The 26,404-nt window shown below is 56.7% G+C and carries 27 protein-coding genes; 20 read left to right on the top strand and 7 right to left on the bottom strand.

Features of this window, described 5'->3' with window-relative positions:
• Positions 1 to 5 precede the first annotated feature (5 nt).
• From GKR98_07670 to GKR98_07630, 9 genes are all read left to right on the top strand, one after another.
• Positions 6 to 1,052 (top strand): ABC transporter permease, encoded by a 1,047-nt coding sequence (locus tag GKR98_07670; GenBank protein ID QMU58083.1) that lies wholly within the window; start codon positions 6 to 8, stop codon positions 1,050 to 1,052.
• Positions 1,053 to 1,118: 66 nt separating this feature from the next.
• Complete coding sequence (locus GKR98_07665; GenBank protein QMU58082.1) at positions 1,119 to 2,897, top strand: extracellular solute-binding protein; 1,779 nt, start codon at positions 1,119 to 1,121, stop codon at positions 2,895 to 2,897.
• Between the two features lie 37 nt (positions 2,898 to 2,934).
• Positions 2,935 to 4,239, top strand: coding sequence for a M24 family metallopeptidase (locus GKR98_07660; protein QMU58081.1), 1,305 nt, complete (start codon positions 2,935 to 2,937; stop codon positions 4,237 to 4,239).
• Positions 4,240 to 4,300: 61 nt separating this feature from the next.
• A complete protein-coding gene (locus GKR98_07655) occupies positions 4,301 to 5,302 on the top strand; it encodes an ABC transporter substrate-binding protein (protein QMU58080.1) in 1,002 nt (333 codons plus the stop codon).
• 10 nt (positions 5,303 to 5,312) lie between these two features.
• Positions 5,313 to 6,296 carry an alpha-ketoacid dehydrogenase subunit beta gene (locus tag GKR98_07650; GenBank protein ID QMU60017.1) on the top strand — a complete coding sequence of 328 codons (984 nt, stop codon included), beginning with the start codon at positions 5,313 to 5,315 and terminating at the stop codon, positions 6,294 to 6,296.
• 1 nt (position 6,297) lies between these two features.
• Entirely contained in the window at positions 6,298 to 7,281 is a 984-nt protein-coding gene (locus GKR98_07645) for a dihydrolipoamide acetyltransferase (protein QMU58079.1), read from the top strand.
• 20 nt (positions 7,282 to 7,301) lie between these two features.
• Complete coding sequence (locus tag GKR98_07640; GenBank protein QMU58078.1) at positions 7,302 to 8,732, top strand: aldehyde dehydrogenase family protein; 1,431 nt, start codon at positions 7,302 to 7,304, stop codon at positions 8,730 to 8,732.
• Position 8,733: 1 nt separating this feature from the next.
• Entirely contained in the window at positions 8,734 to 9,603 is an 870-nt protein-coding gene (locus GKR98_07635) for an NAD-binding protein (protein ID QMU58077.1), read from the top strand.
• Positions 9,600 to 10,304: a ThuA domain-containing protein gene (locus tag GKR98_07630; protein ID QMU58076.1), complete on the top strand. Its 705-nt coding sequence runs from the start codon at positions 9,600 to 9,602 to the stop codon at positions 10,302 to 10,304. The genes GKR98_07635 and GKR98_07630 overlap by 4 nt, the downstream gene beginning before the upstream one ends.
• Positions 10,305 to 10,667: 363 nt before the next feature.
• Here GKR98_07630 and GKR98_07625 read toward each other — a convergent pair whose 3' ends face one another.
• Together GKR98_07625 and rpsO are read right to left on the bottom strand one after the other, a co-directional pair.
• Positions 10,668 to 11,192, bottom strand: a complete 525-nt coding sequence (locus tag GKR98_07625; protein ID QMU58075.1) for a GNAT family N-acetyltransferase — start codon at positions 11,190 to 11,192, stop codon at positions 10,668 to 10,670.
• 227 nt (positions 11,193 to 11,419) lie between these two features.
• On the bottom strand, positions 11,420 to 11,689 hold the full coding sequence (rpsO, locus tag GKR98_07620; protein QMU58074.1) for a 30S ribosomal protein S15: 270 nt from the start codon (positions 11,687 to 11,689) through the stop codon (positions 11,420 to 11,422).
• Positions 11,690 to 12,026: 337 nt separating this feature from the next.
• On the opposite strand from rpsO, the gene GKR98_07615 reads away from it, so the two are divergent.
• Together GKR98_07615 and GKR98_07610 are read left to right on the top strand one after the other, a co-directional pair.
• Entirely contained in the window at positions 12,027 to 12,425 is a 399-nt protein-coding gene (locus GKR98_07615) for a hypothetical protein (GenBank protein ID QMU58073.1), read from the top strand.
• A 72-nt stretch (positions 12,426 to 12,497) separates the two neighbouring features.
• Positions 12,498 to 13,334 (top strand): hypothetical protein, encoded by an 837-nt coding sequence (locus GKR98_07610; protein ID QMU58072.1) that lies wholly within the window; start codon positions 12,498 to 12,500, stop codon positions 13,332 to 13,334.
• A gap of 114 nt (positions 13,335 to 13,448) precedes the next feature.
• Here GKR98_07610 and GKR98_07605 read toward each other — a convergent pair whose 3' ends face one another.
• The 4 genes from GKR98_07605 to rbfA form a co-directional block, all read right to left on the bottom strand.
• Positions 13,449 to 13,976: a DUF1643 domain-containing protein gene (locus tag GKR98_07605; GenBank protein QMU60016.1), complete on the bottom strand. Its 528-nt coding sequence runs from the start codon at positions 13,974 to 13,976 to the stop codon at positions 13,449 to 13,451.
• Positions 13,977 to 13,978: 2 nt separating this feature from the next.
• A complete protein-coding gene (gene truB / locus GKR98_07600; GenBank protein ID QMU58071.1) occupies positions 13,979 to 14,884 on the bottom strand; it encodes a tRNA pseudouridine(55) synthase TruB in 906 nt (301 codons plus the stop codon).
• A 64-nt stretch (positions 14,885 to 14,948) separates the two neighbouring features.
• The gene (locus GKR98_07595; GenBank protein ID QMU60015.1) at positions 14,949 to 15,686 is read right to left on the bottom strand and encodes a hypothetical protein; all 738 of its coding nucleotides are present in this window, start codon (positions 15,684 to 15,686) and stop codon (positions 14,949 to 14,951) included.
• The gene (rbfA, locus tag GKR98_07590; protein ID QMU58070.1) at positions 15,658 to 16,056 is read right to left on the bottom strand and encodes a 30S ribosome-binding factor RbfA; all 399 of its coding nucleotides are present in this window, start codon (positions 16,054 to 16,056) and stop codon (positions 15,658 to 15,660) included. The genes GKR98_07595 and rbfA overlap by 29 nt, the downstream gene beginning before the upstream one ends.
• Positions 16,057 to 16,149: 93 nt before the next feature.
• Here rbfA and GKR98_07585 point away from each other — a divergent pair, with 93 nt between their 5' ends.
• Entirely contained in the window at positions 16,150 to 16,962 is an 813-nt protein-coding gene (locus tag GKR98_07585) for a 4-hydroxy-tetrahydrodipicolinate reductase (GenBank protein QMU58069.1), read from the top strand.
• A 51-nt stretch (positions 16,963 to 17,013) separates the two neighbouring features.
• Positions 17,014 to 17,370, top strand: a complete 357-nt coding sequence (locus GKR98_07580) for a dihydrodipicolinate reductase (GenBank protein ID QMU58068.1) — start codon at positions 17,014 to 17,016, stop codon at positions 17,368 to 17,370.
• 15 nt (positions 17,371 to 17,385) lie between these two features.
• Here the strand turns inward: GKR98_07580 and GKR98_07575 are convergent, their stop codons facing one another.
• The gene (locus GKR98_07575; protein QMU58067.1) at positions 17,386 to 17,562 is read right to left on the bottom strand and encodes a DUF1674 domain-containing protein; all 177 of its coding nucleotides are present in this window, start codon (positions 17,560 to 17,562) and stop codon (positions 17,386 to 17,388) included.
• Positions 17,563 to 17,634: 72 nt separating this feature from the next.
• Here GKR98_07575 and GKR98_07570 point away from each other — a divergent pair, with 72 nt between their 5' ends.
• From GKR98_07570 to GKR98_07540, 7 genes are all read left to right on the top strand, one after another.
• A complete protein-coding gene (locus GKR98_07570) occupies positions 17,635 to 18,885 on the top strand; it encodes a methyltransferase domain-containing protein (GenBank protein ID QMU58066.1) in 1,251 nt (416 codons plus the stop codon).
• A 136-nt stretch (positions 18,886 to 19,021) separates the two neighbouring features.
• The gene (locus GKR98_07565; protein ID QMU58065.1) at positions 19,022 to 20,728 is read left to right on the top strand and encodes a heparinase; all 1,707 of its coding nucleotides are present in this window, start codon (positions 19,022 to 19,024) and stop codon (positions 20,726 to 20,728) included.
• A 22-nt stretch (positions 20,729 to 20,750) separates the two neighbouring features.
• Complete coding sequence (purH, locus tag GKR98_07560) at positions 20,751 to 22,337, top strand: bifunctional phosphoribosylaminoimidazolecarboxamide formyltransferase/IMP cyclohydrolase (protein ID QMU58064.1); 1,587 nt, start codon at positions 20,751 to 20,753, stop codon at positions 22,335 to 22,337.
• A 17-nt stretch (positions 22,338 to 22,354) separates the two neighbouring features.
• On the top strand, positions 22,355 to 22,840 hold the full coding sequence (locus GKR98_07555; protein QMU58063.1) for a signal peptidase II: 486 nt from the start codon (positions 22,355 to 22,357) through the stop codon (positions 22,838 to 22,840).
• Between the two features lie 27 nt (positions 22,841 to 22,867).
• Positions 22,868 to 23,395: a DUF3035 domain-containing protein gene (locus GKR98_07550; GenBank protein QMU58062.1), complete on the top strand. Its 528-nt coding sequence runs from the start codon at positions 22,868 to 22,870 to the stop codon at positions 23,393 to 23,395.
• 93 nt (positions 23,396 to 23,488) lie between these two features.
• A complete protein-coding gene (locus GKR98_07545) occupies positions 23,489 to 24,832 on the top strand; it encodes an insulinase family protein (GenBank protein QMU58061.1) in 1,344 nt (447 codons plus the stop codon).
• Entirely contained in the window at positions 24,829 to 26,145 is a 1,317-nt protein-coding gene (locus tag GKR98_07540) for an insulinase family protein (GenBank protein QMU58060.1), read from the top strand. Before GKR98_07545 ends, GKR98_07540 begins: the two co-directional genes overlap by 4 nt.
• Positions 26,146 to 26,404 lie beyond the last annotated feature (259 nt).

The raw sequence follows: 26,404 nt of genomic DNA, 5'->3' as shown, positions 1-26,404 counted from the left end.
CGCGAATGGCTGCCAAGCTAAAAAATTGGGTCATTGAAAACCCTGACCTTGCATTTGCAATCCTGCTCGCGATTTGTGTGTATGGGTATTTCGCGGCGACGAATGAATTCTTCGCCACCCATCGCACCACTTTCGCGATCATGGAACGGTTTGCGGTTCTGGGGCTTGTTGGTCTGGCTTTGACACTTTGCATCATCGCGGGCGAGATTGACCTTTCCATCGGTTCAAACGCAGCACTATCTGCGGTCATCACCGTAAGGTTCACTGACAGTCTGGGTGCCGTAAACGCCCTGCTTATCGCTCTGGCCGTCTCAACGACCATTGGCATTATCCAAGGCTATTTCATCGCCTATCTCAGGGTTCGCGCCATCGTGCTGACCGTTGGTACGTTGATGCTTTTGCGCGGCGTGGCGCTTTTTGCGGCCGAAGAAAAAACCGTGATGCTGACGGATTTCCGCGTGCCAGATTTCATCTCGACGAAGATGTTCGTCTACTTTTCGCCGGCAAGCCTATTGGTCATTGCAATGTTCATTGTCGTGGGTCTGTTCATGAGCTTTACCCGCTATGGCCGCGAAATATATGCCATCGGCGGCGCGCGGAAAGAAGCGCTGGCATCGGGTATCGACCTGAAACGCCCAATGATTATTGTTTTCGCGATTTCTGGGTTCTGCGCAGGCCTGGGTGGCGTCATCATCGGCTTACGCTCGGGAACGGCGCAAGCGCTTGGGCTGCAATACCTTTTGCTGGCCGGAACAGTGGCGGCCTTCATCGGGGGTGTCAGCATTCTTGGAGGAAAGGGCGGCGTCATCGGCGCGGCAATCGGCACGCTGACCGTCAATTTTCTGAACACCGGTTTGGTTTTCAACGTAACGCCCGCATTCATGGTGCAGCTTTATCTGGGTATTCTGTTGATCATCGTCATCATGTTCCAAACGGGCAGCCGGATATTCAACGACAAACAACGACGACGACAATTGTTAAGCGATGTTGATGGACGAAGGCGAAGTCTGGAAACCCGTCGTGCCGGGGTGAGCCCGGCTGCAAACGAATAATTCAGGCGCGCTGGCTTTACCCAGCGCGCTTTGCTAGCTTCATGATTTAGCGTTCAGGCGGAGGAAATGAACCAGCGTCAGCCCGTTCACAAACGACCAGAAGGTCCGTTCGAAACAGCGGACCGCCGCAGACAGTTTGGCATTTCCAGCGAAGAGATGTCGCGCTTTCTGGATTTTGTTGAACAACTTGATCAAGAGGCGCGTCAATCGCTCAGCATTAAATCCGGGTATGATGAAACACAAATACTGGTCACGCTTCTGCGCAATCATTTGACTGGGAAACTGACGACGTCCACATCATTGGCTCAAAGCTCGGGCATGTCTTATGGCACCGCAATCCGCTCCATGGCCTCGATCGAGGACCGAGGGTTGCTGCTTCGCCGACCGCGGACCTCCAGCGGCAAAAGCTACTCGCTTCACCCGTCTGACAAACTTATCCAGGAATGGCAGGAATATGCGCGCCGTGTTCATGCGCTTGTTGGAACAACGATTGGTCTAAATGATACCGGTGTCGGCCAATCCGATTATTTCTTTGGTGCCTCTTACAATCAAGGCAGCATCATCTCTCCCCTTGGCGTATTAGCGTCAAAACTGCCGCTTCGACGGGACCTTCGCATTCTGGTCCATGCTGATCCGACTTTCATGGCGATGCATGTTCTCAAGAAACAATTCGAAACGATCTTTGGCGTCAACATCCAAAGCCGCGCTTTGTCCATTGATCGGCTGCGCGAGGAAATTCTGACCAACGCACAGAAAGAAACCTCTGACTATGACCTGATCGCTTGCGACCTGCCCTGGTTTGGAGAGATGGCTGAGGCGGGTCATTTCATGCCGGTCGGTAAACTGATGGAACAAACCGCCTTCGACACCACCGACTTCCATAGCGAAGCCCTGGCAAGTGCGCGCTACAAAGGCGTTCAATACGGAATTCCTGTTCAGACGACGCCCGAACTTCTTGTCTGTCGGTCGGATCTGCTTGCAGATCATGGGCTTAACGCCCCGCGCACAATCGACGAAACCCTGACTGCGGCGAAAACGCTTCATTCGCGTGGTCGCAGCCTTTCTGGAATTGCTTGGAACGCGGCCCGGGGAACGCCGCTTGGTCACAGTTTTCTGTTCATGATGGGGGCATTTGGCCAACCCGCCCTAAATCTGCGTCCGATCGAGGGCGGATTTGACGGCGAAACGGTTGAAGGTGAGAACTTTCGCCCGATGTTTGACAGTGATGCGGCGCGCAATACAGCGGATTATATGCAGGAATTGCTAAGCTATTCGCCCAGCGGCATTCTCAGCATGTCATGGTATGAACGCGCGCGCGCCTATGCTGACGGCCAGGTGGCAATGGCCTATTGCGCGACACTTTTGGCACCAATGTTTGAGCTTGATGAGAATTCGCCCGCCTATGGCGTAACTGATTACCTGCCGCACCCCTGTGGTCCCACGGCGCGACCGATTGCACCTGTTGGTGGCTATGCGCTTGCGATCCCGTCGAATGTTGAAACCGGAAGAATTCGTCCAATTTGGACAGCTTTGGCATCGCTCACGTCAGCGAATGCGATCAAGCTTTATATCGAGAACGGGAGCCTTGTGAGCCCACGGTTCAGCGTCAGTATGGACCCGGAAGTGAAAAAGATTTCGCCACTGATATCCATCGTGGACGAAATGGCACGTTTCGGTGTTTTGCAGATGTGGCCACGCCCGCCGGTACCCGAGATCACAGATATTATCGCCATCGCCGGCGAAGAAATGCACGACATGCTCTTGGGGGCAAAATCTGTAAAGGCGGCGCTGGCGGGTGCTCAAAATCGGGCGGATGCGCTGATGCGGGCACACGGGCACTATTAATCGCCTCCGGTCGTTCCGGGGGCCTGGGAGGCACCTGATGACGACAAGAACCGCGTTAACCCCGAACGTTTTGACACCACAAGATCTAGAACCCCATTGGAAATGGGAAGGCCGCTTGCCAGCCTGGGGTCATACCTCGGTCGATTTTGAGACCCGTGTCGATCATGACCGCTTGCGCCGCTATCGCCTAAGCCGAACACGCGAGGCCTTGAAGGCAAGCGATTGCGGCACGCTGCTTTTGTTTGATGTGAATAATATCCGCTATGTCTCAGCCACAAAAATCGGCGAATGGGAGCGGGACAAGATGTGCCGCTTCTGTCTGCTGACGGGTGATGACGCGCCCTATGTGTGGGACTTCGGATCAGCCGCTGTGCACCACAAAAAATACGCCGACTGGCTGGTCCCAGATCACTGTCGCGCCGGTGTTGTGGGGATGCGGGGAACGATCCCGCCTTCATTCGGTTTGATGAAGCTTTACGCGGAAGAGATCGCCGGATTGATCGAAGACGCGGGCATGAAGGGCATGCCAGTGGGCGTCGATTACGCCGAAACCGCAATGTTTCACGCCTTGCAGGACGCCGGTCTGAACGTGGTTGATGGCCAACAAATCATGTTGTCCGCGCGTGAGATCAAGAACTGGGACGAAATCCAGCTTCTGACCCAGGCCGCCAGTATGGTCGATGGCGTCTATCACATGATCTATGAAGAGCTGAAACCGGGTGTGCGCGAAAACGACATCGTGGCGCTGTCGAACAAGCTTTTGTACGAAATGGGCTCGGATGATGTTGAGGCGATCAACGCCATTTCCGGCGAACGCTGCAACCCGCATCCGCATAACTTCACCGATCGATTGTTCCGCCCCGGTGACCAGGCATTTTTTGATATTCTTCAATCCTATCAGGGCTATCGCACCTGTTACTACCGCACCTTCAACATTGGCCGGGCAACGCCCGTTCAAAACGATGCCTATGTAAAGGCGCGGGAATGGCTTGATGCGGCAATTCAGGCGATCAAACCGGGTGTGACAACCGATCAGGTGGCCAAGCTTTGGCCGACAGCACAATCCTTGGGTTTTCCGGATGAGCTTTCTGCTTTTGGTCTGCAATTCGGTCATGGGCTTGGTCTTGCGCTGCATGAACGCCCCATCATCAGCCGCGCTGTTTCCCTGGACAACCCAATGGAGATCAAGACCGGCATGGTCTTCGCACTTGAAACCTATTGCCCTGCGGATGACGGCTTCTCGGCAGCCCGGATCGAAGAAGAAGTCGTGGTCACCGACACCGGTTGCGAGGTGATCAGCCTTTTCCCAGCCGAAGAGCTGCCAATCGCCAATCGTTACTAACTCTCCCTGGCCGGCCCGTCTCGTATCTCCCTGCGGGGCGGGCGCATATTGAAAGCACAAAATGAGTGCAAAGAAACCAAAAACAAATACCGAAGATTTTCTTCGGATGTACCGGCAGATGGTGCGCATAAGAGCGTTCGAAGATCAGGCCAATCAACTTTACCTATCTGCCAAGATGCCGGGCCTGACCCATATGTATTCTGGCGAAGAGGCAGTGGCTGTCGGGATTTGCGAAGCCCTTCGTGTCACCGACAAAATCACCTCAACTCACCGGGGCCATGGACACTGCGTGGCCAAAGGGGCCGAGTTCAAACAGATGTTTTGCGAACTTTTGGGCAAAGAAGAAGGCTATTGCCGGGGCAAAGGTGGGTCCATGCACATCGCTGACCAATCAAACGGCAACCTTGGCGCAAATGCCATCGTCGGTGGCTCCATGGGAATTGCGACCGGTGCGGCGTTCAGTGCGAAGATGCAAGGCACCGATGATGTGGCAGTCTGCTTTTTCGGCGATGGCGCCACGGCGCAGGGGCTGATGTATGAGGTCATGAACATGGCCGCGCTTTGGAAACTGCCAGTGATTTATGCCTGTGAAAACAACGGCTACAGCGAATACACGCGCACCGAGGAAATCGCAGCAGGTTCCATTCCGGCACGTGCGGAGGCCTTTGGTATCGAAGCCCACAAGGTCAATGGACAAGACGTTTTGGCCGTCAACGACCTGACGCAAAAATTGGTTGAGCGCGCACGCAAAGGCGAAGGCCCGTTCTTCATCGAACTCGAAACATACCGCTATCACGGGCACCACGTCGGCGACATCAATCGCGATTATTATCGGACCAAGGAAGAAGAGGCAAATTGGAAAGCAAATCGCGACCCAATCACGATATTGGGCGATTACCTGTCGGCGGAAGGCATCGTATCTGACGAAGAACTGACTTCCTTGCGCGAAGAAGTGCATGCTGAGGCCAAAGCAGCGGTCGAATACGCCATCACCGCCCCTTATCCTGATGGTCTGGAAGTGGACATGCACATCTTCACCGACATAACCCATGCGGTCGCGTAAGATGGGCAACATGCGCGACATCACATTATCTCAGGCCGTCAACGAAGCGTTCGCAGAAGAAATGCGGCGTGATCCGTCGGTGTTCATCATCGGTGAAGACGTGGCCGAAGCAGGCACACCGTTCAAAATCTTGTCCGGTCTGGTGGAAGAGTTTGGCACCGATCGCGTTGTGGACACACCCATTGCCGAACCCGGTTTCATGGGCATCGCAGTTGGGGCGGCCATGACGGGTATGCGCCCGGTCGTCGATCTGATGTTCGGCGATTTCCTGTTTCTGGTCATGGACCAGCTTTGCAATCAGGCGGCCAAGACGCATTACATGTCCGGTGGAAAGCTGAATGTACCATTGGTTCTGCGCACCAATCTTGGCGCGACAAGACGGTCGGCGGCACAGCATAGTCAATCTTTGCACGCTTTGGTTGCCCATATTCCGGGGCTTAAAGTTGCGCTTCCATCATCAGCATATGAAGCGAAAGGATTGCTTAAGACCGCGATCCGCGACGACAACCCAGTGGTCATCTTTGAAGACAAGCTGATGTATCAGGACAAAGCGCCTGTGCCGGCGGAGGAATTTCTGATCCCCTTTGGCCAAGCCAATGTTCTGCGCGAGGGGCGTGATATTACGCTTATCGGCACGTCTTCGATGGTGCAGGTGTGCCAGAAAGCAGCTGAATTGCTGGCAGATGTCGGCATCAGTGCCGAAGTGATCGACCCCCGCACAATTGTCCCATTGGACGAAGAAACCATTTTGAACTCGGTCCGAAAAACCAGCCGCGCGATGGTGGTGGATGAAGGGCATCAAAACTTCGGAGTTACGGCCGAAATTGCGGCCCGGATCAGTGAAAAGGCGTTCTATCACCTTGATGCCCCGGTCCAAAGGTTCGGCGCAATGGACGTACCGATCCCGTTTTCATCCGCATTGGAAGACCTGACTGTGCCAACACCGGAAGCCGTCTTTACCCGCGCAAAAGCCTCAGTCGAAGGAGGGATCTAACGTGGCGCATGAGGTCATCATGCCAATGCTGGGGATGGCCCAAGACACAGGCAAACTGCTGAGCTGGTGCAAATCAGCAGGCGAAGCTGTGGCGGTGGGCGATGTTCTGTTCGAGGTCGAGACCGATAAATCCGTATCCGAGGTCGAAGCGCAGGCAGATGGGTTTCTTGCGGGTGTAAGCGCCGAAGAAGGCGCCGATATTCCGGTCGGTCAGGTGATCGCAATGATCACGGCGGACCCCGATGAGGCGATTGCACCCGCGCCAGAAATATCGGAGCCGGTTGCTGAAACGCCCTCAGACCCACAGCCGCAAGTACAGGAAAGCCCGGTTGCCGCGCCGCCACTTCAAACCGGGGGTGATCGTATCTTAGCGTCCCCAAAAGCCAGGCGACTGGCCAAAGAAGCGGGCCTGACCCTCTCACAGTTCAGCGAAGCGGGCGTGCCTCAACCTATTCGCGCAGCAGATGTCGAACGGCTGGCAACTCAGCCAATTGCGCAAGCCGCGCCGCATGCGGGCGCCAAATTGCATATCGCGGCGCAGGTGCCTGCCGTTGGTTGCAATGCGCTGATCATCAAAATGAACGACGATGCGGGCGTTCAATTGTCGCTTGCAAATCTGGCCGTTGCCTTTGCTGCTGTCGCTCTGCGGGTCGTCAGCGATGCCCAAAACCTGACGCTGACGTTAAAACAACATGGCAATCCAAGCGTGACCTTCCATGATCCCGACAAAATGCGGCTCTCGCAGATGACAGGCGAAGAAGGCGATGCACCCGCGGACTTGGAACTGATCGACCTGGGCGAAACATATCTGACCACCACCGCAATAGATGCCGGTGCTACGCCAACGCTTACAATCGCGCTTACGGGGGGCAACATTCATTTGTCGCTTTCCTATAGCTCATCAAATCTCACGACGGATCAAGCAATTGCGCTGATGTCCGATCTAAGCGCGCGCATGGCCGAACCATTGCTGGCGCTGGTCTAGGATCGGGAAGGGAAACCAACATGGAACACACTGATCTTTACATCAACGGCGCGTGGCTTCCCGGGTCTGATGGAACACGTTTTGACGTCATGGACCCCGCCGATGAAACTGTTTTGGCAAGCGTGGCCTCTGCCTCTTTGGACGATGCTAAAGCCGCCCTGGACGCTGCAGAAGCCGCCTTTGCAGATTGGGCCGCGCGCACCCCGCGTGACAGGTCCATCGTGCTGCGCCGCGCGTGGGAGTTGATGGTGGAGCGGCAGGAGGAATTTGCCCGGCTCATCACCTTGGAAAACGGTAAAGCCCGCACTGATGCCATGGGCGAAGCCGCTTATGCCGCCGAATTCTTCCGCTGGTTTTCGGAAGAGGCTGTTCGCGTTGACGGCCTGATCTCTCACGCACCCGCGTCAGGGGCACGGATTATCGTTCAACACAAACCTGCGGGAATTGCTGTGCTGGTCACGCCCTGGAATTACCCGGCCGCCATGGGGACCCGCAAAATCGCCCCAGCCCTCGCGGCAGGCTGCCCGGTGATCATCAAACCGGCGTCTGAAACGCCCCTGACCATGTTGGCCCTAATGCCATTGCTGGAAGAAGCGGGCGTGCCCAAAGGCGTCGTCAACGTCCTGCCCTCGCGCCGAACCGGAGAGATGGTCGACATGCTGCTGCACGATCCGCGCGTGCGCGTTGTAAGCTTTACCGGATCAACCGAAGTGGGCCGCAAGCTTTTGCATTCCGCCGCCGATCAGGTGTTGAAACCTGCGATGGAGCTGGGTGGCAACGCGCCTTTGATCGTCTTTGAGGACGCCGACATTGATGTGGCCGTCGAAGGCACAATGCTGGCCAAGATGCGCAACTTGGGCGAAGCCTGTACGGCGGCAAACCGAATTTACTTACATGAAAAGGTTCAGGACGCATTTGTGGAAAGGCTGAGTGCGGCCATGGCGGCGCTGAAAGTGGGTGACGGGCTGGACCCATCGGTGGATGTTGGCCCTTTGGTCAATGCAGATACGCGCGACAAGGTCGCAGAATTCGTTGAAGACGCTGTTGCCAAGGGGGCAACCCTTCACTGCGGCGGTCAGAAACCAGATGGCAAAGGGTTTTTCTATCCCCCGACCGTTTTGTCCAACGTGCCCGCTAACGCCAACTGCATCCACGATGAGATATTTGGACCGGTTGCGGCCATTCAAATTTTCACTGACCCGGAAGATGTCATCAAACGGGCCAATGACACGGAATACGGATTGGTCGCCTATGTGTTCACCGAGGACATGAAGCGCGGGCTGCAAGTCTGTGAACGGCTTGATTACGGAATGGTCGGGTTGAACCGTGGGCTGGTTTCAGACCCGGCAGCACCTTTCGGCGGCACCAAACAATCGGGCCTGGGTCGCGAAGGCGGGCATGAAGGCATGCATGAATTCATGGAAACCCAATACATTTCGGCAAGCTGGTAAAATGCGCATCGGTTTCGCCGGACTTGGCCGCATGGGGCGCTTGATGGCGATGAATTGCGCAAAAGCCTTTCCAGTAACTGTGTGGAACCGTTCGCCTGAAATCGCTGCTGATTTCGCAAGGCTGAATAACTGCGCTCATGCGACATCGCCCGCAGAGCTTGCCGCAAACACCGACATAATTCTTTCGATGCTCGCAGACGACAAGGCTGCACGAGACGTTTATCTGGGAAAGGATGGTTTGCTTGCCGCAGAGGGTGCCGATCTTCTGGTTGAGATGGGCACCATGAGCTCTGATTTGATCGGAGAGCTTCACGCGAAAGCAAAGGCGCGCGGCAAAACCTTCACGGATGCCCCGGTTTCAGGCGCGACGCAGGCGGCGGAAGAGGCAACGTTGATGATCATGGCTGGCGCATCCGCAGAAATGGCCGCGCGCCTGCAGCCGGTGTTCGACCAAATGGCGCGCAAAACCATCTGGTTGGGCAAGCCTGGGTTGGGCGCGGTCATGAAACTTTCGGTCAACACCCTGATCCATGGGCTGAACCAGAACTTGTCCGAGGCCCTGACATTGGCCGAAGCTGCGGGTATTGAGGCATCTGCCGCTTTCGATGTGATCGAAAACTCTGCAGCGGCGGCACCAATGCTGAAGTACCGACGTTCAATCTATCTGGACGAACAAGCCCAGGATGTTTCCTTCACGGTCGCGCTGGCGCGCAAAGATGTGAGGCTGGCTCTCGATCAGGCCCAATCCACTGGCACTGCCATGCCGCAGACCCAAACCACGTTTGACATGCTGAAGGCCGCCGGAGAGGCGCGTTTCGACAACCGCGATATGGCGGCAATCTTGAATTTCATGCGGGAGGGCAACGAATGAAGGCAGCATTATTCGTGGGCGGCTGGGAAGGCCATGCCCCAGGCGATTTTGGCGATTGGTGCGCCGCCCTATTGCGCGACAACGGGTTTGAAGTTCAGGCGTTCGACACGCTTGAACCACTCGCAACGCCGGAAAAACTCGCCGATATAAACCTGATTGTGCCGATCTGGTCGTCCGCGCGCAGCGCGCATCGGCCTGAGTTTGGCAATATGACGAAACCGCAGGAAGATGGGTTGTTGAAACTGATCGGCGACGGGTGTGGCATTGCCGGATGGCACGGCCATATGGGCGACGCTTTCCGCGACCGCCCCACCTATCACTTCCTGATCGGCGGCCAGTTCGTGGCCCATCCCCCGGGCTGGCCCGACAACCCACAACCCACTGATGATTATGTCAATTATGATGTCACAATCTGTCGGCCCGATGACCCGATTGTGCGGGGCATCAAATCCTTTCATATGCGGTCAGAGCAATACTACATGCTTGTCGATCCATCGAATGAGGTTTTGGCGACCACAACGTTTTCAGGCGATCACTTGTGGTGGATCGAAGGCACGGTCATCCCGGTTATCTGGAAACGTCGGTGGGATAGGGGACGTGTTTTCTATTGCTCCATCGGTCACGAATTGGACAACCTGAAACGCAGCGAGGTCACCGAAATCCTGCGAAGAGGCATGATCTGGGCGGCACAAAGCGAATAATGACCGATGCGCAAGGAAGTGCCTGAGTGTTTATGAGTTTGGATCTTCAGCAAATGAGGGCACCGTCTGAGCAATCACAATCGGACTTGGCAAAAGTTTCTCAATTAAGCAAAGCCGACATTGGTGCATCGCACAGCATTTGACACATTGGGCTCGAAGCGGACATCCGACGCTTTCAGTCGGGCTCGGAGCCACTATCGACGCCCTTAAGGTCGGCTTTGCGGGACGAAGGAGACTTTCACTGTAGTTGTACACAACTCTTCAACGAAAACCGCAGAAGCAATTTTACAAACCGACCCGTACCGTCAGAATTCATGAGAATCTGAAAACGTTGAGCTGTCGAGACACAGGTCAATGTGCGCCTCATTGTAGTCGATCTGCTATGTCCAAACCAAGGAACAAAAGCTCGGCTTCTACTTTGGCCGAAAAATCGAAGTAGGGCTCACATGGGCGAAAACCAAACTTGCCGTAAAGAACGATAGCTTCGTGCAATATTGAGATTGTATTAAGTTCAATGCGTTCGTAGCCGTCTTCGGTCGCTTGATCTATCAACGCAGCAATTAAGGACTTGCCTAGCCCCAGACCTCTCGCATCTGCCGAAAGAAACACCCGTTGGATCTCGCAGGTGTTTTGATTGATTGGATTTGTCATTCCGCATCCAACCGCGACCTCTCCGTTGTGGACCATGAGAATTGATCCGGTGGGGCGTGCGTGGGTTGCTGCCAAGTCCCGCAGCATTTTTGCAAATGGTTCGTCGCCGTATTTCTGGTCGACTACCGGATGATCAAAAGGCGGTGCGCGTTCATACGTCAGCTCACGGTAGCCGTGCATAAGTGCGATCAGATCGTCTTGGTCGCGGTCTGGGTCGTAATGGGAAATCGTGCCCATGGAATTGCCTCCTCAAGCACAGGACTGTCTGCACCGAACTTATGAACTTCCAACTTACCTATTGCCATTTCAGGACCTGCCGGATCAAGCAAGTCGAACTGTACTTCGAGGAATTGGTTCAGGTAAGTTTGGGCTCTAAGCGGTCATTCGTCCAAGTGCACACAAACGCAAAAACGGCGCAAGAGTTACTCTCGCGCCGTTTTTTGATTTCGAAACTGGTGTCCGACTTAGCGGCGCAGGCCTAGGCGTTTGATCAGGCCCTTATAGCGGTCCTCGTCTTTGCCTTTGACATAGTCCAGCAATTTCCGGCGGGTCGCGACCATTTTCAACAGGCCACGGCGGCCGTGGTTGTCTTTTTTGTGGGTCTTGAAGTGCTCGGTCAGTGTGGCGATGCGGCTGGAAAGAATGGCTACCTGAACTTCGGGCGAACCGGTGTCGCCGTCTTTGGTGCCGTATTCTTTCATCACTTTTGCTTTTGCTTCAGCAGTAATCGACATCGGGGTCTCCTTTAGGTTTGAGAAATGGCGCAAGCCGGGATGTCGTCCAGCAGGGCCCGTGGAGGCTCCGTCCGAAGTATTTCGGTGCGGATGCGGGCGTATAGGAGAGATTCGGGGGTTTGGAAAGAGAATTCTGAGTTGTCCGGTTGGCGCTTTGAGGTCGGAGAATTTCGGGTATTGTTTGGCAAAACATAAAAAAGACAGGCAACTCGACGGAATTCATTCTGGCAATCCTTGCGGTGGGATTGGTGGCGGGCCTCGCTGGCGGCAGCGGTGGGGATCCTCGCTTGGCGATGGTCCAGACCCGACTGAGTAGGGCACAGGCGATGACGGCCTCTTGGTAGGCACTGCTTTTGATGACGTTATCTACGGGCGGGGTGGCAACGACACGATCAACGGCGACATCGGTAACGACTTTTTGCGGGGCGGTGCCGGCGAAGATGAGTTGCGCGGTGATGCGGACAACGACGTGCTGGAAGGGGCGCTGAACTCGGACTTTCTGGAAGGTGGCGGTTGCAATGATACGCTGCGCAGCGGTCCGGGGTTGGATTATCTGGTCGGCAATCTGGGGGCCGACGAGTTGGAAGGCGGTCCGGGCGATGACACATTGATTGGTCTGGCTGGTGATTTTACTTCCGCACCTTCAACGGATGCTGATGACGCCGGTTATTTAAAGCCTGCGGTAAGATTGACTAAAATTCTGGAATCTGGCCCGCCGCCGGGAAACCTTGTGTAAATATTTTCAGTTCATCCTGCTCTTCAATGCCAGATTGCCAATTTCGGCAGCGGTCCCGGCAGAAGAGGTTTCATGGGCTGGACGGTTGAAGACTTTATAATTGCGGCATTTCTGGCAGCGTGTCTGACTCCGGTCGTATCGTGGTTTTGGGGGTTGTTCACGACCAAAACGGGCATGGGACCTGGTGACGAAGTCGATGAGGCGTCGGGCAAAGTGGCACCGGTCAAGCGGTCCTCTCGGAGATCACAGGTTTCGCGCCAACCTTTTTCGCAAGAAATAAACCAACAAGTCCATAGAGGAGTGCGCCATGTGGTGCCACAGGACGTAAAGGAATTTGTTGTACCGAATTTTCGCCCAACGGTGGACACCTGTGATGTAGTTTTGCACGCGAATGTGGTGGGCCATGTCCGTTGGAGGCCTGACAATGGAGTGATCCTGACCCTAAGCGACGATATGGGCACGTTGGAGATTTGTTTTCTGGGGCTGGATGACTTGCCGGCGGATGACATCCTGATCCGGCTTAAAACTTCGGCGGTACCTGGCGTCGCGCATCCATTGAGCGCCTTGGTCCCTGTCAGCGAGATCAGACACAGTGACGAAGCCAATCTGGATCGCGCGTGGGCAGCTTCGGACGCAAAAGAACAGGTTGCAAAGATGAAAGGCCCGGTGACCTGGGACCAGAACCATGTCGCCGTGTTCGAGGAGTTTGACGCCTCGACTGAAACGGTCGAGATTTTGGTTCCGCGCAAGGATACTGACGGCAAGAATTTGGAAGTTCACCCAACGCCGGATGGCCGTCACGGGCTGGTGATCGTTGCAGGTCGCACGGTGGCGGTATTGGGAAATGCTCCGGATGCTACGGCAGAAAATGTGCACATCATCGTCCAGAACGTGGAAGTTGCGGCATGAGGAGTTCCGTCATTGCCTTGGTGGGTATGTTTGTGAGTAAGGTGTTGAATATATTAATGAAGATCGCCCTTTCCCGCGAGAAAGGCGTTTCATCCTGCAGGACCTGAGTGCGGCCTATTGCGACTGCGGTTCGCTTGGTGACCACGGTGCCAAGGCGGTGGCGTAGCCGACATAAAGCGGGTGGCGCGGGTGGCTCCCTTTGGTGACGCCAAGCGAAAAGAGTGGTTTGCCACTGGCCACAAGCATGCGGCCGACTTTTGGGCCCTGATTCAAATGCGCACCGTGCACGCCCCAGGCGCAGAGAACGTGATCAGCCCAATTGGCGGCTTCGATAAGGACCGCCTCGTTTGCAGGACCAATGGGCGATTTGGCCCGCTTTAATCTTGCCGGATCGGTTTCGCGCCAGGCAAAGATGTTGCAGACTCGCATGGCCCCGTATCCAAGCCGGCGTGCGCGACGTTCACAGCGTTCTACGGTGGGATCGTTGGCAAGTTCAGTTGCCTTGGATGGGTTCAGCATCACATATGTGATGCGCTGTTCAGTGGTGTTCCAGATGCGGGTCAGCGCATACCGGTAATTGTCGCAAGGAGAATAGACGGCAGAGCTTTCGCGGCCCTGTTCGCTGTGTGTCCGGGTGACCAGGTTCAAAGGCGGAAAACGCGCGACGGGTGCAACTCACCCGCTTTGTAGATCCCGACCGCGACCGGTTGGCCCTGATGCGAGGCCCAGGCGAGGTCGCCATATTCAGCATCGGATGCGATGACGAGGCCGGGATTGCCATTGCTGAGTTTGGCTGCGCTTTCGGCGGTTGTTGGCAGTTCGGGCAGATCGGCGAGGCCGATTTCCAGCGGCTGGAGGTGGTCGTCGAGGTCTGGCGTGCGGGCCAAGGCTTCGATTTGGTCCATCGTGACGGCTTGGTCCAGATCGAACGGGCCGGACCAGATGCGGCGCAACGAGGTGACATGGGCGTGGCAGCCGAGGACTTCGCCAAGGTCGCGGGCGATGGAGCGGACGTAGCCGCCTTTGCCGCAGACCATTTCCAATGTGGCATGATCGGCATCGGGTCTTTCGGTCAGGGACAGGCTTTCAACAAAGAGCGGGCGGGGTTCCAGAGTGACGTCTTCTCCTGCGCGGGCCATGGCATAGGCGCGCTGGCCGTCGATTTTGACGGCAGAGAACTTGGGCGGCACCTGCTGGATGTTGCCGGTGAGGGCGGTGAGGGCGGCTTCGATGTCTGCATCGCTGGGGCGGGCATCGGAGGTGGCGATGACCTCGCCTTCTGCGTCGTCGGTATTGGTCGCGATGCCAAAGCGGATGGTGAAATCGTACGCTTTGGTGGCGTCGGTGACGTAAGGCACGGTCTTGGTGGCCTCGCCCAGAGCTACGGCCAGAAGCCCGGTTGCGTCGGGGTCCAAAGTGCCTGCGTGGCCTGCTTTTTTGGCCTCGAAGGCCCAACGCACTTTGTTAACAACGGCAGTCGAGGTGGGGCCGGCGGGTTTGTCGATGATAACCCAGCCTGAAATGTCCCGTCCTTTGCGCCGTCGTGCCACGTTTTGCCCTTTGTCCGTTGTTTGTGTGATCAGGCCGGTCTGCTAACGGCTGGAGGGGGCCGGGTCAATTGGTGGGATTGGTGACAACCAGCATTGGGCCAAGGGGGAAGCCGATGTCAGCACGGTCCAAACTGGGGGCCAACAGGCGTGAGACGTTACCGTCGAGGAACAGCGCATTCGGCGTTCCAAGCCGGTCGCGGAAAAGGCGGGCTAAATGGTGGAAATTCACGCGTGAATTCGAAATGGCGGCGATCAGATATCCATCTGGCGTAACGCCGACACCATTGCGGATGAAGCGCGAACTGGAGTCAGGCAGAAAACTCGGGTGCAGATTGCCGTCGATGACCAGCATGGGACCGGATTGGGTTGCATGAGCGCAATCTGGCGGAATGGCGGCGAAGGCGCGGCTTTCGTGGATAGATGCAGTCCCGTCCCCCAAACACAGCACACCGTTGGGCAGCAGGGCGAAATTGCCAGGGCCGTCGCGCGTAACGATACGGGCGATCTCTTTACCGTTTTCGATATAAAGACCAACGGGCCTGCGGTCGGGGTGATACATCCCGCCATTGGTGGCAAAGGCTATCTGGGCGCTGTCACCGATTGTGCTACGCAGCCGTTCGAAGGTGCCGATCTTGGTGCCGTCGGGCGCATCCAGCATGAGGCGGATGGTGTCGGTTTGGGGGTCGGCCTCGCAGACAGTGAATTCGGCGTCGTCAAAGGTGACGACCTTGCATTCGGCAGCCACCGCGCTGGTGGCGGCCAGCAGCGCCAGACTAATCGCTATCGAGATCGCGGCGAACATTGTCAGACGAGAATAGACGGCGGCTGTCATCAAGCCGGTCGAAGGTTTCATCGATGGCAAAGCGCAGTTCTGGCGAAAATTTCAGCGCGAGGCCTTTGTTCACGACCCGGCGGATTTCGTGGCGGTTGCGACGCAACCCGTCCAGGGCTTCTTCGCGGTTGTCGCCACCAAGAGGCAGGACATAGGCAGTTGCCACTTTCAGATCGGGGGAACAGCGCACTTCGCCCACGGTAATGGACATGCGGTTCAGATCCGGGTCATGAATATCGCCCTGGTTAAGGACGTCGGACAAACGCCGACGGATCAGCTCGGCGACGCGAAGCTGGCGTTGGGTGGGTCCGGGACCGTCATTGAATCGCGATTTGGCCATTTGCCGGATGTAGTCGTTTGCCGGTTGGCGTTCAAGCGGTGCTTTGCAAGCCCGTTCGGTCGTCGTATGGAGAGCCAAGTTGGAGGAAAGACCATGACGGAATTGCCGGGTGTCGTAATCACGGGTGCATCGGGACGGATGGGCCAGATGCTGATTGAAAGTGTGCGCGCGTCCAATGCGTTGCGTCTGATCGGAGCGTTGGAACGACCCGGTCACGACTGGATCGGTCAGGATCTGGGCGAAGTCATGGGCGGCGCGGCGATGGGCGTTCTTGTCGGCGATGATCCGCTGGAGGCTTTTGCGAATGCGCAGGCTGTTATTGATTTCACTTCACCGGCTGCGACCGTCGCCCACGCGGCCATCGCAGCCCAAGCGCGTCTGGTGCATGTGATCGGGACCACGGGTTTGGCTGCGGACGACATTGAAAAAATTGATGCAGCTGCGCGTCACGCAACGATTGTGCGGGCGGGCAACATGAGCCTTGGCGTGAATTTGCTGGTGCAACTGACCCGGCAAGTGGCGGCGGCGTTGGACGAGGATTTCGATATCGAGATTGTCGAAGCTCACCATCGCCACAAAGTTGATGCGCCGTCAGGCACGGCGTTGATGATGGGCGAAGCGGCGGCTAGGGGGCGCGGCGTTTCGCTGGGGGATGTGTCGGATCGCGGGCGCGATGGGATCACGGGTGCGCGTAAGGGCGGCGATATCGGCTTCACCGCCATTCGTGGCGGCGATGTGGTTGGCGAGCATGATGTGATCTTTGCCGCTGAAGGCGAACGGATCGTGCTGCGCCATCTGGCCACCGATCGGAATATTTTCGCGCGCGGTGCGCTGAAAGCCGCCGTTTGGGGGCAGGGTCGTGGTCCCGGACACTTCGATATGCTGGATGTTTTGGGGATGAAGTGATCCGGCTAAGGAATTGATGCGTATTCTTTCCAAAAGGTGGAGAGATTGCCCATGCCCCGGATCATTGCCCTGACCCTGATCGCCTTTATGGCCGCTGGACCTGTGCTTGCGGACGGCTTTTCGCGGGTTAATGACAAAGGCGATTTTCTGCAATTGGTGAAAGACCGCGATCTGAAGCGGTTCGGCATTCGGTTGATTGTGAGAGATAGCGGGCAGATCACTGGCCGGGCCTTCGGTCAGAAAGTGACGGGAGCCTGGAAATGGCAGGACGGATACTTTTGCCGTGACCTTTATGTTGGCAAGGATGATCTGGGTGCGAATTGTCAGATGGTCGAAGTGAAAGGACGCACAATGCGATTCACCTCGGATCGGGGCGAGGGCATTTATGCGGATCTGCGGCTTAAGTAATCAATTGGGCGACGGTTAAAAATCGACCGTGATGCCCTTCTTCTCCCAATCGCCGTAGCGCACAGGCTCGGGGCCGTCGCGGCCACCAAGTTCGGTTGGAAGCGATTTGTCACCGGTCTTTTTTCGACGCTCTTCCGCCTCGGCCAGCGCGCGCTGGGCTTCGGGGGGCAGGTCGTTTTCCGTGTCGGCCATGGGCGCGATGCTTCCTTGTTTGCTTGGTGCCTTTGATATACGTCGGCGCGATGTCAGAGCAAGGGGCACACATTGGCTGAGCCGGGACTGGAACCAAGACGACGCGCGGCCGCGATGATGACGGCTGTGACCAAAGACAAACTGCCGCTGCACACGCTTGAGGGCGAGTTAAAGGGGCTGGAACCTTCAGACCGCGCCCGCGCGATGCGGCTGGCCAGCGAAGCGCTGCGCTGGGCTCCGCGCTCGGACAAGGTGCTGGGACCGTTTTTGCGCAACAAGCCCTATGACAACGTGCTGAACCTGTTCCGGCTTGCGCTGTACGAAATCAACGTTGACGGTGTGCCGCCTCATGCGGCGGTTCATGCCGCTGTGGCTTTGGCCCCAAAGCAGACAAAGGGCTTGATAAATGCGGTTCTACGCAACGTGCAGCGCAGCGAGACGGATTGGAACAGCCTTCCGGCTCCGGCATTGCCGAAGTGGCTGCGGAAACGGTTGAACAAGGCTTGGGGCAAAGAGGCTTTGGCGGTGATGGAGGTGGCGCATGTGATGCCAGCGCCGCTGGATTTGAGCTGCGCCAAGGATGCAAAGCGCTGGGCAGGTGAGCTTGGGGACGAGGTCCTGCCTACAGGTAGTGTAAGGCTGGCAAAGACTGGTCAGGTTTCGGCAATGGGTGGGTTCGACGAGGGGGCCTGGTGGGTTCAGGACGCTGCTGCGGCCTTGCCTGCGAATTTGCTGGACGTGAAGCCCGGCGAGCAGGTGCTGGACCTTTGCGCTGCGCCCGGTGGCAAGACGATGCAACTGGCAGCCGCGGGTGCGGACGTGACGGCGCTGGACGATTCTGAGGATCGTTTGGAGCGGTTGCACGAGAATTTGAAGCGCACCGGGCGGTCGGCCAAAGTTGTGGTTGCGGATGCGTTGCAATGGGAGCCGAGCCAGAAATTTGACGCCATACTGATTGATGCGCCTTGTTCCGCGACAGGCACTCTGCGGCGGCATCCCGATCTGGCCTATGCCAAGGACGGAACCGAGCTAGAGACCTTGCTGCCACTTCAGGCGGCGATGCTGGACCGCGCGCTTGGCTGGCTGAAACCGGACGGGCGGTTGGTCTATTGCACTTGTTCGCTGCTGCCGGATGAGGGCGAAATGCAGCTTGAAGCCGCGCTAACACGCCATCCGGGTCTGATTGTTGAAGATCTGTTGCCCGAAGGCATCGACAAGTCGTTTAGGGCAAGCGGAGGTGGGCTTCGCACGCGTCCGGACGCCTGGTCTGAACGCGGTGGAATGGACGGATTTTTCATGGTTCGGCTGGCGAAACCCGGCTGATCCGTAAAACGGTCATGACAGGTTAACATCCTTTGGTTATTCTGCCGTTGGAAACGGCCCGAATGAATGGGCGGTCTGAGGCAGGACGGAGATTTTGTTCGTGGACGACAGTTGGTCTGCGCGCAAAACGCGCTGGATGAATCGTCTTCACGCCCGAGGGGCGTCGTTGTCGCGACCTGCGACGGCTTTTTCGACGATGCCTGAACCCAAGACAATTGGCTCCTTTGCACGCGGCCGCCAAATTACTGGTGGTAACTTCCTGTTCGCCGGATTTCTGGTGGAAGCGCCCGAAACGATGATCTGGGATCTTCCAATGCCCGAAGACAGTTTCGAGGGCGAGTTGCACGGGTTCACCTGGCTGGATGATTTGGCAGCTGTCGGGGATCCGCATTCGACAAAACGGGCGCAGGAATGGACCCATGAATGGGTGCGCCGGTTTGGGCGCGGCAAAGGGCCGGGGTGGACGCCTGATCTGACAGGTCGAAGACTTATCCGCTGGATCAACCACGCAATATTACTTTTGAACGGGGTCGAGCGTGCTGGAAGCGAAGCCTATTTCCGCTCGCTGGCAGCGCAGACCATATTCCTGTCGCGCCGATATCGGGCGGCGTCACCGGGTTTGCCACGGTTCGAGGCGCTGACCGGGCTGATCTATGCAGGGCTGGCCTTGGATGGCATGGACAGGCATGTCGGGCACGCCATTCGCGCGATGGCACAGGAATGCGCACGCGAAATTGACGAACAAGGCGGATTATCAACGCGCAACCCCGAAGAGTTGCTGGAAGTCTTTACATTACTGAACTGGTCAGCAGTCGCATTGCAGGACGCAGGATTGTCGCCTGGTGCCGCGCATTTAAGCGCAATTGAAGCAGTCGCACCGGTGTTGCGGGCCTTGCGTCATTCGGACGGTAGCCTGTCACGCTTCCACGGCGGTGGGCGCGGAGTTGAAGGGCGGTTGGATCGCTCGTTGGCCTCATCAGGTGTTCGGGCAATTTCCCAGGCCGGGCTTTCAATGGGATATGCGCGTGTAAGCCATGGGCGTACAAGTGTCATCGTCGATGCGGCGTCGCCCCCACGGGCGGAAGCTTCCCGCAATGGCCACGCCTCGACCTTGGCGTTTGAGCTGACGTCAGGCCGGCGGCCTGTCATTGTGAACTGTGGATCTGGCGCAACCTTTGGCAAAAGCTGGCGGCGGGCAGGGCGCGCGACGCCAAGCCATTCAACGTTGGGGTTAGAAGGGTATTCATCTTCCCGGCTGGGCGTTGCCGGGCGTGTTTCGGGGCGTGCAGCCGATCTCTTGATCGATATTCCGCAGGACGTGCGATTTGAGCGCGCCGAAGTGGAAGGTGGAACGCGACTGGTTGTTGGCCACGATGGCTATCTTGCCAGCCACGGGCTGACCCATATCCGAACCTTGCATCTTGGGTATGATGGACGTTCCTTCAAAGGTGAGGATTCTCTGGTTGCTTTGGACAAGGCCAGCCGCCGCCGCATGGACATTGCCTTTGACAAATCAAAGTTGCAGGGCATCCCGTTCAACGTTCGTTTTCACCTGCACCCTGATGTGGATGCGACGCTTGATATGAATGGCACAGCGGTATCGATGGCCTTGAAAAGTGGTGAGATCTGGATTTTCCGCCAGCAGGGTGAAGCTTCTTTGACATTGGAATCAAGCGTTTACTTGGAAAAATCGCGGTTAACGCCGCGTGCGACCAAACAAGTCGTTCTAACTGGCACTGCAATGGAGTATTCTACCCGCGTCAGCTGGTCCCTGGCAAAAGCTCAGGAGACCCCGTCTGCCGTTCGCGACTATGCGATGGAAGACGTAATGGCGGTGGATTGAGGAAACAGGAAAAGCAGATCACATGACAGGTATTCAGCCGGTACGCCGCGCCCTTCTTTCGGTGTCGGACAAAACGGGGCTTGAGGACTTCGCGAAGGCGTTGGCCAATTTGGGGGTCGAACTTGTGTCGACCGGCGGAACGGCAAAGGCGCTGCGGGCGGCAGGTTTGGACGTGAAAGACGTTGCGGACCTTACTGGCTTTCCCGAAATGATGGACGGTCGTGTGAAGACGCTGCATCCGGTGGTTCATGGCGGTTTGCTGGCGCTGCGGGATGACGAAGATCATGTGACCTCGATGGAGGCGCATGGGATCGGTGCGATCGATCTGCTGGTGGTGAACCTATATCCATTTGAGGCAACCGTGGCCGCGGGTGCTGACTACGACACTGCGATTGAGAACATCGATATCGGTGGACCGGCAATGATCCGGGCGGCGGCGAAGAACCACAAGTTCGTGTTCGTTGTTGTGGATGTTGAAGACTATAACAGCGTTGTCAGTGCGTTGCGCGACGGCGGCGGCACCGATTTGGCGTTTCGCCAGAAGTTGGCCCAGACCGCTTATGCCCGCACCGGAGCTTATGATGCGGCGGTATCGACATGGATGGCGGGTGCAATTGGCGCGGAAACGCCACGCCGCCGGGTGTTTGCCGGGCAATTGGCGCAAGGTTTGCGTTATGGCGAGAACCCGCATCAGACTGCTGCGTTCTATACCGATGGTTCGGCGGTGCCGGGGGTTGCAACGGCGGTTCAGCATCAGGGCAAAGAACTGTCTTACAATAATATCAACGATACAGATGCCGCTTTTGCATTGGCGGCGGAATTTGGCGCTGGCGATGGCCCGGCGTGCGCCATTATCAAGCACGCGAACCCTTGCGGTGTGGCGCGCGGCGCGACGTTTGCCGAAGCGTTCGGACGCGCGTTTGACTGCGACCGCACCTCGGCGTTTGGCGGTATCATTGCGCTGAACGGAACTTTGGATGGCGACACGGCGCGGGCTATCTCGGGGATTTTCACCGAGGTTGTGATTGCTTCGGACGCGACGGACGAAGCGAAAGAGGTCTTTGCTGCCAAAAAGAACCTACGTTTGCTGACCACTGGCGGCATGCCTGACCCGATGGCGGCCCGCCTGGCTGCACGGCAGGTATCTGGTGGCTGGCTGGTGCAGGATGATGATTCCGGTCATGTCACGCTGGACGATCTGAAAGTTGTGACCAGGCTAGCCCCGACCGAGAACCAACTGGCCGATATGCTTTTTGCCTGGACCGTTGCCAAGCATGTGAAATCGAACGCAATCGTCTATGCCAAGGATGGTCAAACTGTCGGAGTTGGTGCTGGTCAGATGAGCCGTTTGGACAGTTCCACCATTGCGGCTCTGAAAGCGGGTCGTATGGGGGTCGAGGTCGGGCTAAGTGAAAGCCCGGCGATTGGATCGGTCGTCGCGTCCGATGCATTTTTTCCTTTTGCAGACGGCCTGTTAGCCGCGGCCGAGGCCGGAGCGAAGGCGATCATCCAACCAGGTGGTTCGATGCGTGACGATGAAGTGATTGCAGCGGCGGACGACGCCGGGTTAGCAATGGTCTTCACTGGCATGAGGCACTTCCGACACTGATGAAAAACCTGTCTGCAATGAACTGGACCACTGCTGTGGTGCTGATCCTGGATCAGATCAGCAAGTATATTGTGGTGCAGGCGATGGATCTGAAATCACGCGGTGTTATCGAGGTTCTTGATCCTTACCTGATGTTGAAGATGGCCTGGAATCGTGGCGTGAATTTCGGGCTTTTCGCCAATCATGGCGACGCGACCCGGTGGGGTTTGATAATCATCGCGTTGGCAATATCGGCCTGGATCATTTGGTGGATGCGTCGGGATCGCCCAGGTTTTTGGGTGCAGGTATCCGCCGGTTTGGTGCTGGGTGGTGCGGTCGGAAACGTCATTGATCGGGTGATCTATGGTGCGGTTGCGGACTTTATCAACATGTCCTGTTGCGGGTTCGTCAGCCCGTGGTCATTCAACGTCGCCGATATCGCGATCTTTGTTGGTGCGGTTGGATTAGTCTTGCTGTCGGGGGATGGATCAAAGGACAGTGACGCCACCGATAAACCGGGTTAAGACACTATCGACGTGTAAAAGGGGCACATGGTGCGGACTGCAATTCTCATTACGGCGTTGATTGTGCTGACTGCTTGCGGTGGCGGAAAGGAAGAGGCGCCCGACCTTTTGAACATTCGTCAAGGTAGTGGTGACGGTCCTGACGAATTTGCGATTCTGCCCACAAAGCCATTGGTATTGCCGTCCGACATGACCGCTTTGCCGACCCCGACGCCAGGCGGGTCGAACCGCACAGATCCCCAACCAGAGATCGAGGTTGCAAGAGCGCTGGGCGGAAATGCAGGAGTTTTGGACGGTGGTTTGACGGATCGCGCGTTGTTCACACATGTTTCGCGTTTTGGCGTTCAGGAAAATATTCGCGCTACGTTGGCAGCCCTCGATTTGGAGTTTCGCCGGGCCAACGACGGGAAGTTTTTGGAACGGTTGTTTAATGTGAATGTTTATTTCAGCAGTTACTCAGCGATGGAGTTGGACCAATACGCCGAGTTGGAGCGATTGCGTCGTGCAGGCATTCGAACATCGGCTGTACCGCCAGACCCGACACTAGAGCGTTAACCCGCGCCTGCTCACATCCTTGTAAGCTGCGCTTGAAGAACAGTGCCTTTCGGACCACCTTCACCTGAAGCGAAACGATTAAGAGGACGTGCGATGCGCCGAATTTTTGCGGCTTTCATTCCCCTGCTGATGTTGACGCCCCAAAGTGTGGGCGCCGCCGAGGTTACGACATTCTCGCTGGATAACGGCATGGATGTTGTGGTTCTGGAGGACCATCGCGCCCCCGCGGTTGTGCATATGGTGTGGTATCGCGTGGGTTCGGCTGACGAGCCGCCTGGAAAATCCGGCATCGCACACTTTCTGGAGCATCTGATGTTCAAGGCCACAGATGAGCTGGCTGCCGGCGAACTTTCAGACACGGTTGCGCGCAATGGTGGCTCGGACAACGCTTTCACGTCCTATGACTACACCGGATATTTTCAGCGGGTTGCTGCAGACCGGCTTGAACTGATGATGTCGATGGAGGCCAGCCGGATGGATGGTCTGCGCCTGGTACCCGAAGATATCGCGACCGAACGCGACGTTGTTATCGAAGAACGCAATCAGCGGACCGAGAATGATGCCGGTGCTTTGTTCAATGAACAGGCGCGTGCAGCTCAATATATGAACCATCCTTATGGTATCCCGATTATTGGCTGGAAGCACGAGGCGCATACGCTGACTCTGGAAGATGCCGAAGCGTTTTACGCAGAGCATTATGGGCCAAACAATGCGATTTTGATTGTCGCCGGTGATGTTGAGCCGGAAGAAGTGCTCGCGTTGGCTGAGCAATATTACGGGGTCATCCCACCTAATCCGGCTGTGCAACCTCGGGCACGGGTGACCGAACCTCCACAGTTGGCAGAGCGTCGGATTCGGTTCGAGGATGCGCGGGTTGGCCAACCTTATGTGATCCGGACTTATCTTGCCCCGGAACGCGATGAAGGTGCGCAGGAACAGGCGGCGGCGTTGCGGCTGTTGTCCGAGTTGTTGGGTGGATCAGGGACGACATCTTACTTTGCCGAAAAGTTGCAGTTTGACACTCAGACGGCGATCTACACCTCGGCCTTTTATGGCGGTCTAAGCCTGGATGACACGACGTTTGGTGTCGTAATTGTGCCTAGCGAGGGTGTGACGCTGGCTGAAGCCGAAGCGGCGATGGACAGCGCGATTGAGCAGTTCATCGAAGATGGAGTTGACCTAGTGGCGCTGGAGCGGATCAAAATGCAAATCCGGGCGTCAGAGATTTTTGCACAGGACAATATCGGCAGCATCGCACGCCGGTTTGGGGCTGGGCTGACATCCGGACTGACAGTCGCGGATATCGAGGATTGGCCAAATGTTTTGGCCGCGGTCAACGAAGGCGACATCATGGCGGCGGCTGAAATGATCTTTGACCGCAAAAAGTCCGTGACCGGATGGGTAATGCCCGAAGACTTTGAGGAGGTGATGCAATGATCCGCTTGGCTTTGGCGTTTGCCCTGACCCTTGTAGCGGCTGGCCCTTTGCGGGCAGCGGTTGAAATTCAAGAGATCACGTCACCCGGTGGGATCAATGCCTGGCTGGTCGAGGAGCATTCGATTCCGTTTGTATCGCTGGACATCCGGTTCAAAGGCGGCGCATCGCTAGATCCGGCGGGCAAGCGTGGCGTGTCCAATCTGATGACGGGCTTGATTGAAGAGGGTGCAGGCGAGCTGGATGCACGGGGGTTTGCCGAAGCGCGAGATGCTCTTGCGGCCAGTTATGATTTCGACGTTTGGGACGATTCCATGCGCGTCTCGGCCAAGTTTCTGACCGAGAACCGCGATGAGGCCGTCGATCTGTTACGCCAGGCACTGATCAATCCGCGATTTGACGAAGACGCTGTCGAACGTGTGCGGGCACAGGTTCTGTCGATCATCCGTTCGGATGCTACCGACCCGAACACCATTGCCGGTCAATCGTTTGACGCAATGGCTTATGGTGACCACCCATATGGGTCCTCCCGAGATGGCACATTGGAAAGTGTGGCCGCTTTGACCCGTGATGACATTGTCGCGGCAAACCGCGCCTTGCTGGTGCGTGATCGCGTTTACGTGGGTGCCTCAGGGGACATCACGGCCGAAGAACTGGGCCTTTTGCTGGATAAGCTTTTGGGTGATCTGCCAGAAAGCAACCTGCCCCTGACCGGACCAGTAGACCCGGACGTTCATGCCGGCATTACGGTTGTGCCTTTCGAGACACCGCAGTCTGTTGTTCTGTTCGGGCACACTGGAATTTCACGTGATGATCCAGAATTCTTTGCCGCTTTCGTGGCAAATGAGGTTTTCGGCGGCAACGGGCGGCAATCGCGTCTGTCCAATGAAGTTCGGGAAAAACGCGGTCTTACTTATGGCGTCGGCACGTATCTGGTGAACTTTGATCAGGCCGACATGCTGTTCGGGCAGATGGCGTCGGCAAATGATCGGGTTGCTGAAGCCATCGAAGTGGTCAAGTCGGAGTGGCAGAACATCGCCAGCAAAGGTGTGACCGAGACCGAATTGGAAGAGATCAAGACCTATCTGACTGGCGCTTACCCGTTGCGGTTCGATGGCAATAGCCGGATTGCGCGTATTTTAGTTGGGATGCAGGTCACAGGTCTGACGCCGGACTACATAACCACGCGCAATGAACAGTTGAACGCGGTCACACTGGATGATGTTCTGCGGGTTGCCGAGCGGCTCTATCAGCCTGGAAACCTGCACTTTGTGGTGGTTGGACAGCCAGAAGGTGTGAGCAGCACCGGTCAATAAGCGATTCACAAAAAAAATGGCCGCGCAAGCGCGGCCGTCCAGTCAGGGAGGAACTTATGTGGCGTGCCAAGTAGGACACAGCCCGAAATCTAAACTAACAATTTGCGCAACGCGCGAAACTTAATGAATTAACTCTACACCAAATCCCAAAAATTGGGTGGCTGTTCATAACACTCTGGCTTTGTCATGTGGTATATTTGCGGCAAGTGAACGCTCATTTCATGATAATTTCGACGACAACTGACCCTGCGTCATCCTG

The sequence above is a fragment of the Boseongicola sp. genome, assembly GCA_014075275.1.
GTDB lineage: Bacteria > Pseudomonadota > Alphaproteobacteria > Rhodobacterales > Rhodobacteraceae.
Note: the sequence above shows the minus strand (reverse complement) of the source record. Positions and strands in the feature narration are given on the sequence as shown.